A 10,847-nucleotide genomic window follows, 5' to 3' on the forward strand; every position below is an offset into this window, starting at 1 on the left:
CGCTTTCCTATCAACTCTAGGTTAACGATAGCATGAACGGCGCGCGTTTTCACGTCATATGCAGCCCAATCAAACTTTGCGAATCTGGAAAAAGTGGGTAAATACCCATGGATATTGCGGCATCGCGAAATTAAGCTGCCAAGTACCGATACCGCCGATCCGTGAATTATAGACAATCTGCGCCTTTTTAAACAGACTCCGCACATCCTCAAACCAGACGACACGGTTCTGCCCGCTGTCATCCGTATAATAGAAGTAAGCGGATTGATCCGCCGTCGAATAGTTGATCGGCACTTGCTCACTCATAGCGAGATTAATTGCTGCCTGATACGTAATTGCCCGGCCGGGATTCTGACTGGAAAAAGGGATCGGCCAATCATAACCGTAAAAAGGCGTGCCCATGATAATTTTATTGCGATCCATGACGCTAGCTGCATAATTTACGGTTGCAATCACATCTTGGATCGGCGCGGTCGGACCGGGTTCGCTGCCCACATAATGCCAGTCATAAGCCATAATGAAAAATTGATCGACAATCGCTCCGATTGCTGCATAATCATAGCCGCGCACCCACGGCACCGTATCGTCTGTCTTGGCAGGGACTGCGATACTAAGATTAAGTCCGGCCGCCTGTGTACGCTGCTGCAATGCCTGCAGGAACATAACAAAAGCGTTCCGATCTGCAGGCAGCACACCTTCAAAGTCAACATTGATTCCGCCATACCCATTTGACGTTGCAAAATTGATCATATTGTCGATTAAACGTTGCTGCACATCCGGCGTGTTCAGCACACGCTGGACCAGGGCTGAATTAAATCCCGTCTCGGTCAGATTCGTTACGGTAATCACCGGCGTGACCCGTCCGCGCCATGATGCAAGTACAGCCGCATTGTCATTGAGCGGGCTCAGGTCACCATTCCAATTAAAGTGTGTTTCGAATAGACCAATATAGGTAAGGTATGGCGCATTGTCCGCAATCACTGCTTGATCAAGTGCCGGCGTGCGCAGCTGTGTATAACTGAAGTGTGTTGCCACACGCCGTTCAATCTCCGGGATGTTAATTTTTTGACCGGGACTTAAACGCTCAGGATTGATCTCTGGATTCGCTTGGCGCAGCGCACTTAACGGGACATACGCCATGCGCGAGATTGTCCAAAGACTGTCGCCTGGCTGTACTGTATAAACATCACTCGTCACGAGCAGCGCCTGACCGGTCACGATGTTGGTCGCGGTCAGTCCATTTGCCGCTCTTAGTGTATTTACAGGAATATCAAATTTCTGGCTGATTCCAAATAGTGAATCTCCAGCCCTCACTGTATAAACAAACATAGTTCCACCCTTCCCGCACCCGTCATTTGCGGGCGTCCTCATGCCGCAGATGCATAGGCATTTCACACTAGTTTATTCAGTGCATGCGAAACGGTTCCGAAAGAGGCTCTAGATTCGAATTTAAAAAAAGGTTATCATTAAATTTGCCGCGAGAATTATTTATTGAAGTGGCAGCACTTACTGCACGCTAAAATGAACGAACCTAGGCTGCAGTTCATAGTCTATAGAAAGTACGGAAAGAAATGAGGGTTATTTATGGCTGAATTCATCCCATCACGGCAGGTTCAATCGTTGCCTGCCAACTATTTTACGAGTATGGATCACCGTATCGATTCGGTAGTCAAGCAAGGCATCGATGTCATTCATCTTCATACCGGCAGTCCGGATCAGCCGACTCCCAAACCAATTATCCAAGCAATGAATCAAGCTGCACAGCTTCATGAAAATCAAGGCTATCCTCCGGCGGGCGGCAAACTATCGCTTAAGAAGGCAATCAGTGAATTTTATATGCGTGAATACGGTGTTTCCGTTGATCCTGAGACGGAAGTCACGGTCTTCGACGGCGCAACCGTAGCCATCTCGGCACTGCCTCAAGCGATGCTTAATCCTGGCGATGTCATGCTGACGACTGATCCCGGCTATCCGCTCTATTTTGTTTGCCCGAGGCTGGCCGGCGCTGAAACCTACGGAATCCCAGTTCGCGCTGAAGATGATTTTTTACCCGATTATAAAACCATTCCTGAAAAGGTATTGAAAAAAGCTCATCTATTAATGTTGAACTATCCAAACAACCCGACCGGAGCAATCGCGACCAAAGATTTTTTTGCGGATACCGTTCGTTTTTCTAAGGAGCATCATATTCCGGTCGTTCACGACTTTGCCTACGCCGCCTTTGGCTTCGATGGCAATCGCCCGCTCAGTTTTCTGCAAACTCCGGGTTCAAAGGAACAAGGCATCGAAGTGTACACGTTATCGAAAACGTATAATATGGCCGGATTCCGAGTCGGCTTTGCTGTCGGCAACGCATCGATCATTCGCGCGCTCAGCCAATTCCATGATATCGATCATTCAGATGTGCCGAGCGCAATTCAAGATGGCGTTGCCGCGGCGCTTCTCGGCCCGCAGCAATCGGTTCAAGAGTTATGCGCGCTCTATGAACGACGCCGAAATATCCTCGTCTCAAGTTTCCGCGCCATTGGCTGGGATGTGCGCGCGCCGAAAGGCTCGTTTTTCTGTTGGTTCAAGGTTCCGGAAGGCTATACGTCCGAATCCTTTGCCGATGCACTGCTCGAACGCGCGCATGTCGCGGTGGCACCAGGCGCAGGATTTGGCGCCCACGGCGATCAATTTGTTCGCGCCGGACTGCTCGAATCCGAGGAACGCCTGAAGGAAGCTGCGGAACGGATCAAGGCTTCCGGAATTCTCAATGAGACACCTGTACAAAATTAACAGATTAATCAAAAGAACTTTTCCCAGCATCATCGGGAAAAGTTCTTTTGATTAAATAACGTGATAGCCCATTAATACAATGACAATTAGGAGCACAGCGATCAGGATTAGAAAAATTCCGGAACGCTGCTTTTTTTTGCGCTTACCCATCGCCACTTCCATGAGTCCGATTAAGGCGAAGGAAAGCACGCCCTTAATTGTCGGGACCAGCGGGAAATGGATGATAAACAGCATGACCACTCCGGTTATAATCATAAACAGGTAAGCCGTCCGCAGAATCATACTCCACACTTTTTGCTCCGTCAAAAGATAGCTCAGGATAAAAAAGATCACGACAAGACCCCAAACGAGGCCATGGATTTGCAACAAGGTATGCATGTCATTTCCTCTTTTCAGTTTATAAATCAATCACTAGACTTGTCTCTATTTTATCATGATGACACATTTTTCCCAGTTTTTACATGATCGCAACAAAAAACACGAGTATTTTTTATCATCCCTTTGGTTACTACTGACCGTTTAGAGATTATCATTATAGTTCACTTATGTTATAAATAGATTGTTGAATATATGAAAATTTGCTGTGGAGTTGATTAAAATGTCTCTAACCATTGGTGCGGCATTACACAGTTTTAGAGTTGATAAAAACATGAGCCTAAAACAAGTAGCAGCCGGTATTATTTCGAGTTCTTTTCTATCCAAATTAGAAAATGGGAAAACTGAGATTTCTTTTAGTCATCTTCTGCGAATCATCGATCGTTTGAACATTACATTTGAAGAACTTTTAGCAAGAATGAATGATCAAATGGGCATTTTTGGCATGAAAAGTGGACTTAACGAAATCTCAACTGCCCTCTACGCAAATAATGACAAACTATTAGAAGATTTAGAGACTCGATATCATCGAAAATGGATAGAATCCAAAGAGACATCTTTTCAATTTTTAGAAATAATATCCAGAGGATACTTAAGACACTTGAAAGACACTTTGTTAACAAAAAAAGATGCAGAAACCATTCGAATTTATTTATACTCCATCCAATCTTGGGGAGAATTTGAGCTTTTAGTATTCGGCAACTGTGTTATTGTATTGCCCACAAAAACTCTGGTAAATCTAACAAACCTGCTATCATTAAGAACAGATAAATTCCAAACAGTAAATCGCAGTCTTGTGATTGGAACTTTACTAAATGCTGCCAACATTTTAATTGAAAGAGGGGAACAGATACTTCCAAACAAAATTTTCATGCGTATTAATTCCTTACATATCAGCGAGAACGATTTTTTGCTGCGCCAACAATTTCTCATGCTGCAAGGTCTTTATGAAATTACGCTTGGTCATGTTTCCTCCGGTAAAAAAACTGCTGAGAAAGCAATAGAAATTGCGCGAGTGCTTGGTGCAAAAGAATTTGCAGTTAATGATTCAGCTACTTTAAAGGAATACCTTCTTAAGTATTCAAAAAAATGAATATATGAAACAGATAAAATAATTTTCTTTTTTAACTGCTACTATTGCAATGTCAAAAGGATTTGATAATGAATTAAAGAAGAGGTGATACATAATGGAAATCACAACTACTCGTGTTAATTCTGAGGATAGCTAGATTATCTGTGGTGGTAAAGATGCCTAAGTAGCAATTAAAGAAAGGATATAATTATGCACCTATTTATAAAAGATAGCGCCTACAGAACGCTTATCCACGCAAATATTTGGAATCAACTTGGGGATAATTTATTTAATATTGTTTTCGTGATATTCGCAGCAAGTTTAAATTATCATGTACTGGCGGTTTCTCTTGTGTCATTTATTACTGTAATCCCGGCAATTTCACAAGTATTGACAGGTTATTTAGCCGACAACACCCATCATAAAATTAAGTCGTTACAAATAGGTAAGTTATTTCAAACACTACTTTTTATAGGTATTACGCTTTTAATTGCAAAGGATAATACCTTTATTATATTTTTACTCATTCTTCTTTTTAAAGTTATATCTGACATAATAGGTAGCTATGCAGAGGGGCTTGAAATACCCTTGCTTAAAATCAATGTCGAGGATAAAGACCTAAACGAGGCATTTTCTTTTTCAACAGCTGTCTCGCATATGATTAACATAGTCGGGCAGGCAGCAGGTGCTAGTTTAATAATACTTTTAAGCTATGATTATAAAGCATTCGGTTTAATTAACACAGTTACCTTTATAATTGCAGCACTCATTATATTTATTGGCAACAAAAGAATTAACGAAGATCCCTTTACAAAATCATCTACTGCTAAAAAAAACAGTCGTTCATTTTTCAAGAGTTTTTTGGGTTCGTTTAAGGAAGTCTATGTTGGCTTAAAGCAAAAACCTGGAATCATTTCAACATTTATCATATTCGCTGCCATAAATGTTCTAGGTAGCGCATCTGATGGATTGATTAATCTAGGCCTATTGCATAATGAACATTTTTGGCTGATTAACTATGGTTATACTGTAGGGGCTGCAAACATTGTTTTCTCTATTGGTTTAATACTGGGTTCATTAATTATTCACGACTTTCTGAACAAATTAAGTTTCCCAAAATTGGTAGGTATCCTTGCCTTCTTAATCGCCATAATGGCAGTTAATTTTGTTATGCTTAAAAGCATCTGGATTCTATTAAGTTGTAATTTTTTGGTTGCTTATTTGCTTGGTAAAATTGGACCAAGATTCACAAGTAATATCGTTTCCGCAACAGAGGAAACTCATTTGGCAGCCACAATGGGAATCATAAACACAGTGTTGGTTTTTGGTGCTCCTATTGGCCAGATCATTTTTTTAGGACTAGCAAATATTGCTAGTATAAATATAGCATGGATTATTTATGGTATTTCTTCAATTGGAATATGCTCTACTTCATTGTTATTACGAGTTCCAAAGAAGAATTCAAAAATCAACCAAACCAGTGAATTATAAGCTTACGTTTCAATTTCGCAACTATAAAATGACAAAGAACACTCTCCTAGATAAACAAAAAAACACGAGCGGTGTGCACTCGTGTTTTTCGTCATTCGTCCTCTTAATCCTTGTGACGTGACAGATCACATTGGTCAAGCGGAATCAATTTTGACTTCATCTTCCATTTGGCGATCAGCCAGACAGCAAGGAAAATCGGAATGCCGATATAGGCTGCAATGATGCCGCCCCAATCAATATGACCACCGGAAAAGGCACCGAAACTCTGCCCGATCACAACCACCATACATACCGCAAATGCAAACAACGGACCAAACGGGAACCACTTCGCCCGATAAGGCAAGTCGCTGAGCTTCCCGCCTTGGGCTACATAGGCGCGGCGGAACCGATAGTGACTGATTGCGATGCCGAGCCAAGCGATAAAGCCGCACATTCCCGAAGCACTCAGCAGCCAGTTGTAAACAATGCCGTCGCCGAATCCTGAGGCAAAGAATGCGAGCAGCCCGAATGCCGCAGTAACAACAAGCGACCAAATTGGAATCCCGTTCCGTGTGACATAACCGAGGAACCTTGGTGCCTTTCCTTCCTTAGCCAAAGCGTAGAGCATACGCGTTGAGGCGTAGAGTCCGGAATTTCCTGCAGACAGCACCGCCGTTAAAATAACGGCATTCATCACCGATGCGGCAATGGCAAGCCCTGCTCTTTGAAACACAAGTGTAAAGGGACTGACCATCACCGAGTCCGATGCGGACAGATTATGACTCGTGTAGGGAATGATCATGGCAATAACAAAGATGGCTAAAATATAAAACAGTAAGATGCGCCAGAAAATTGTGTTCATTGCTTTCGGAACACTTTTTTCCGGGTGTTCGCTTTCCCCAGCACTTACACCAAGCAGCTCCGTTCCCTGAAAGGAGTAGCCGGCCGCGAGGAACACACCAAATGCTGCCAGAAAACCGCCGTGGAAAGGTGCATCACCAACTGTGAAATTTTGAAATCCAGGAACGCCTCCTCCAAGCACGCGAAAAATCATTAACAATCCGAGAATTATAAAAATGATGACGGTAGCTACTTTTATGAATGCGAACCAGTACTCCGACTCACCATATCCTTTTACGGTCAGTGCATTCAGCAGGAAGATGATGAGCAGGAAGATACCGCTCCAAAGAATAGATGGGCTGTTCGGAAACCAAAATTTCATGATCAGCGTAGCCGCCGACAGCTCACTTGCGATCGTAATCGCCCAGTTGTACCAATAGTTCCAACCAAGCGCGAAACCAAACGACGGATCGACAAAACGCGTTGCGTAGGTGCTGAATGAGCCGCTGGTGGGCATATACGTCGCAAGCTCCCCAAGGCTGGTCATGAGAAAATAGACCATGATCCCTGTTAATCCATACGCGAGCAGTGCGCCGCCCGGACCGGCCGTATAGATTGCGTTTCCGCTGGCGAGGAATAGTCCTGTTCCGATCGCGCCGCCAAGCGCGATCATCGTCAAATGGCGTGACTTCAATCCCCGTCTTAATTGATTATTTCTCTTCTGTTGCATTTTTCTCTCTCCCTCTCTGTATTTCGGGGAGATATGTGAAGAATAGATTTATTGTTACTAAAAACGCCCGTCAAGGCAAACTAATGCCTTCGGCGGACGAGAAACTTTTATAGTAAAAATGAATAAGATCTGCATCATTACAGGCTTATTGATCCATTTACTCCTCGCACATCTTCCGCCGATAGCACACCACATGCCTAAAACGCATGTGACAGTCCCGTCCCTTTCGGAAACGGACCCAGCGCACTCGGGCAAGAGAATCCGAATGCACTTCGGCAACAGTTCCTTACACGTATCGTCCGGCGTCTCTTCGCCTCGGATGCGCTTATCTTAACTGCCGCGCCTCTACCCCCTCGTGATCTTGTGAGGAGATGTCGTTTTTCAACAACAGATTCTATTCTACCTTTATTGAAAATGATTATCAACCGGAAATGATCTCCTGTTCCTTTAAAAATTACTTTTAAAAAATTTCACAACTTGGTTGATCTGAAGTTCCTCTCTAAAAGGCACATATAGAAGCGTCACCGCACCAGCAATGACTATGCCAAAAAGTAAGAAGATCCATTGAAGGGGCAGATATCCGGTTAAGAATGAGCCGAATAATGTACCTAGAGGAACTGTACAAGAACTGAGCATTGAACCGAAGCTGTTCACTCGTCCTCGTTTATCGTCGTCCGTAATTAATTGAAAGGTCGTTCCAATGCCGATGCTGGCAAAACTGATTCCGAGCCCCAATAGTCCGAAAAAAAGAATAAACGGAATCAATCCTGGAAAAATCCCTGACAAAATAAGCGCTACGCCCTCAAAGATAAGCCCTGCAACGGCGAGCCTAATCTGACTACGAATGTGTCCGAAAAAAATTGCTATGCTGCCTAATAAAGCCCCGACAGAAATCGATGCCTCAATCCAGCCCACCCCTGTTGATCCAAAGTTAAGCTGTTTACTTGTAAAAATAATAAGGACATCAAGCGGTGCGAGAAAGAAATTAATGATCACTCCACCAACCAACGTGAGAAACAGAAGTCGTTTCATTCGAATCGTATAGAAAAGCCCCTCCTTGAATTTGAAAACGAACGTTTCACGCTGCTTCGCTTGAGTCACTCTAGGAATTTTTAAGAACAGAGAAAAAATAAATGAAACAAGAAAGGAAAGACCATTTAGAGCAAACACTGAACCAATGGAAAGAAACGTAATGAGAAAGCCACCGACCACCGGACCGAGTATCGCCGATATACGCCGAATAAACTCAAAAATTGCATTTCCTTTTGATAAACCAGCCTTATCCAAAATGAGTGGAACTGTGGCGGATAGAGCAGGATTAAAGAAGGCATCCATGACTGAAATGATGACAAGACACAGATTAATGATCGCAAGTGAAAAATAACCTTCGAAGAGAAACAAAGCAACGATCGCCATGATGCATGCACGCACCGCATCTGCAATCATCACCATCTGTTTTTTTATATTTCGGTCTGCGAGCACACCGGCTAAAGGCATGATAAGAATAGCCGGAAGCGTCATGCAGATGACGCTCATACCAAGGGACATTGCGGAACCTGTTTGCTTCATAATCGTCCACATCAGACCAACGTAATAAATTTGATCGCCAAATATAGAAATACCCTGCCCCGTTAGTAGAATTAAAAATTGGCGGTTACGTCCCAAAACATTCATAATCTTCGCCTCTTTATTTGATAGTAATAAAATAACTAATTTCATTTAAATCGAATATGTAATTAAAAAAAAGCAAAAGAACGCTGCCTAATCTTTAATCAGTGATTGAAGCATTTGATCCATCAGCTTTTTTATCTGGTCATTTTGTACTTCGTAATAGACTCGATTTTCATTCCGCACCGGCCGAACTAAATCATAAGCTGCCAATAGGGATAGATGGTGTGAAATAGTTGAATTAGACAACTTTAAGCGTTTGCCCAATTCATAACCGTACAAAGGACTTCGATTAAGTAGGCGGATAATGCTCAGACGTTTTTCGTCAGCAAGCACTTTAAATGCTTGATCCACCTTATCTTTATCTGCCGAATATGCCGGCTCTTCGAAAGGAAGCTGCCTAGTGCCAAAAAGAAACAGGCAAAAGCTGTCTGTGCTGGTGGTAAAGGACCATTGATCATAGAATACAGACGGCGCCAAAACGACTTCATCCATTTGATCAACAGGCATACGATATTTTTTTGACACCCGCATCAGAAAAGAATTCGTCCCAAGCGATTCAGCAAAATCTTTAACTTGGTTGAGGACGAACTGCTGCTGTTCTAAAAAATCTTCGAACTCATCGCTCATTAAACCATAGAACGTCCGCAGAAGCTGAATCACTCGCTGTTTCGTTTCTTCTTTGTGCACGTATAAATAAAGTAGTTTCCACTTTTCCTGCTCCGGCAGATTACTTTGATCAATGGCTGTCGTTGCCGTGCTTAACTGTTCAGGATCAACGCTGTCCCCCGATCCATAACCGGTATGGAGAAAATAAGCAAACCATTCATGAGCATCAAGCTTTGCCAGTGCTTTTAAAAAGAGGTCCACATCGTGATAAGCCTTTGCTTCCCAGGCATAGCGAATGAGGGTCAGGCCAAGATAACTCTCGTAACTAAAAAACACTTCTAATTCATCTTTTACGTTAGATGGTAGAAGCAATCGCCTCTGATCGACCCATTGCTTTAATTGAATCGCTTTGCCTTTGATCATTACAACATCATCCGACTGAATCTGATCCGGTGTTGCCACGCGAAACATCGCTGCAAGTAATTCAAATACCGGAGAGATAACAAAATGAACTTCAGGTTTCCTTACCATTTCATCGCCTCAATCACAATAAATTGAACTTATTTTCGATAATAATAAAATATGATATTTCATGATAATCGAATTATAACATAAATTTATACTGCCCTTTCAAAGAATTTAATTTTAAGGGTTAAATTTGTGTATTCATAACTTACGATCCGCAATGAGCGGACATGGTTTAAAATCACAGCAAACATTTAAAAGTGGCCTCTTCAATTATCGCCCTTGATAAACTTCAAATCGGTAGTGCTGTCCGGTTGGATTCGCTTTTCCCGCATCGACCGCTGATAAAAACATTTCTTTAGGCCTGACCCATAGTTTCCGCTCGCCATACATGGCTCGGTAAACAACCATTTCTCTTTCCGTTTCCGAGTCGATTGCGACAGCCTCGACATAATAGAGTTTCCCTTTAAAATGACGGTAAAGTGTATGTACCTGAATAGCTCTCATATGGTGAATGCACTCCTGTGAACCTCCCACGACTAAAGTCGCGGGCTTCTGATTTTTCTCAATCAAAAGTTCCTGCGAACAATAAGCTTGCCCAACACGACTTACCATTGGGTAGCGGCTTATTTCTTTGAGCAGGCGAACCCCGTCGTCCCGACGGTTCTTAGCTTTTATTCAGCCCTCAATTGAGGTCTTTTTTAGCCCTTTATGCAAGATGTTGAGCGCTGCATTGACATCCCGGTCGTGGTGAGTCCCACACTGCGGGCAGTCCCATTCCCGGATGTGGAGCGCTTTCGTTCCATCCTTGTGCCCGCAAGTGGAACACATCTGGCTAGA

At 43.0% G+C, this 10,847-nt stretch carries 10 protein-coding genes and 1 riboswitch; of the genes, 3 read left to right on the plus strand and 7 right to left on the minus strand.

Going from position 1 to position 10,847, the window contains the following annotated elements; translation table 11 throughout:
* Positions 1-69 precede the first annotated feature (69 nt).
* Positions 70-1,329 carry a glycosyl hydrolase family 18 protein gene (locus tag BM003_RS05425; protein WP_093670891.1) on the minus strand — a complete coding sequence of 420 codons (1,260 nt, stop codon included), beginning with the start codon at positions 1,327-1,329 and terminating at the stop codon, positions 70-72.
* Positions 1,330-1,584: 255 nt separating this feature from the next.
* On the opposite strand from BM003_RS05425, the gene BM003_RS05430 reads away from it, so the two are divergent.
* Positions 1,585-2,778: an aminotransferase class I/II-fold pyridoxal phosphate-dependent enzyme gene (locus tag BM003_RS05430; RefSeq protein ID WP_093670893.1), complete on the plus strand. Its 1,194-nt coding sequence runs from the start codon at positions 1,585-1,587 to the stop codon at positions 2,776-2,778.
* Positions 2,779-2,829: 51 nt separating this feature from the next.
* On the opposite strand, the gene BM003_RS05435 is transcribed toward BM003_RS05430, so the two are convergent.
* On the minus strand, positions 2,830-3,156 hold the full coding sequence (locus BM003_RS05435) for a DUF1516 family protein (RefSeq protein ID WP_093670895.1): 327 nt from the start codon (positions 3,154-3,156) through the stop codon (positions 2,830-2,832).
* A gap of 220 nt (positions 3,157-3,376) precedes the next feature.
* On the opposite strand from BM003_RS05435, the gene BM003_RS05440 reads away from it, so the two are divergent.
* A complete protein-coding gene (locus BM003_RS05440) occupies positions 3,377-4,246 on the plus strand; it encodes a helix-turn-helix domain-containing protein (protein ID WP_093670897.1) in 870 nt (289 codons plus the stop codon).
* A gap of 189 nt (positions 4,247-4,435) precedes the next feature.
* Complete coding sequence (locus tag BM003_RS05445; protein WP_093670899.1) at positions 4,436-5,716, plus strand: MFS transporter; 1,281 nt, start codon at positions 4,436-4,438, stop codon at positions 5,714-5,716.
* Between the two features lie 103 nt (positions 5,717-5,819).
* On the opposite strand, the gene BM003_RS05450 is transcribed toward BM003_RS05445, so the two are convergent.
* The 5 genes from BM003_RS05450 to BM003_RS05470 form a co-directional block, all read right to left on the minus strand.
* Positions 5,820-7,265: an amino acid permease gene (locus BM003_RS05450; protein ID WP_093670901.1), complete on the minus strand. Its 1,446-nt coding sequence runs from the start codon at positions 7,263-7,265 to the stop codon at positions 5,820-5,822.
* 174 nt (positions 7,266-7,439) lie between these two features.
* Positions 7,440-7,621: riboswitch (Lysine riboswitch) on the minus strand.
* A 91-nt stretch (positions 7,622-7,712) separates the two neighbouring features.
* Complete coding sequence (locus tag BM003_RS05455) at positions 7,713-8,939, minus strand: MFS transporter (protein ID WP_177184652.1); 1,227 nt, start codon at positions 8,937-8,939, stop codon at positions 7,713-7,715.
* A gap of 87 nt (positions 8,940-9,026) precedes the next feature.
* Positions 9,027-10,073, minus strand: coding sequence for an ArsR/SmtB family transcription factor (locus BM003_RS05460; RefSeq protein WP_093670905.1), 1,047 nt, complete (start codon positions 10,071-10,073; stop codon positions 9,027-9,029).
* Between the two features lie 207 nt (positions 10,074-10,280).
* Complete coding sequence (locus BM003_RS05465) at positions 10,281-10,514, minus strand: DUF1653 domain-containing protein (RefSeq protein WP_093670907.1); 234 nt, start codon at positions 10,512-10,514, stop codon at positions 10,281-10,283.
* Positions 10,515-10,685: 171 nt separating this feature from the next.
* Complete coding sequence (locus BM003_RS05470; RefSeq protein ID WP_342742012.1) at positions 10,686-10,838, minus strand: zinc ribbon domain-containing protein; 153 nt, start codon at positions 10,836-10,838, stop codon at positions 10,686-10,688.
* Positions 10,839-10,847: the final 9 nt, after the last annotated feature.

The sequence above is a fragment of the Sporolactobacillus nakayamae genome, assembly GCF_900113325.1.
GTDB classification, from domain to species: Bacteria; Bacillota; Bacilli; order Bacillales; family Sporolactobacillaceae; genus Sporolactobacillus; species Sporolactobacillus nakayamae.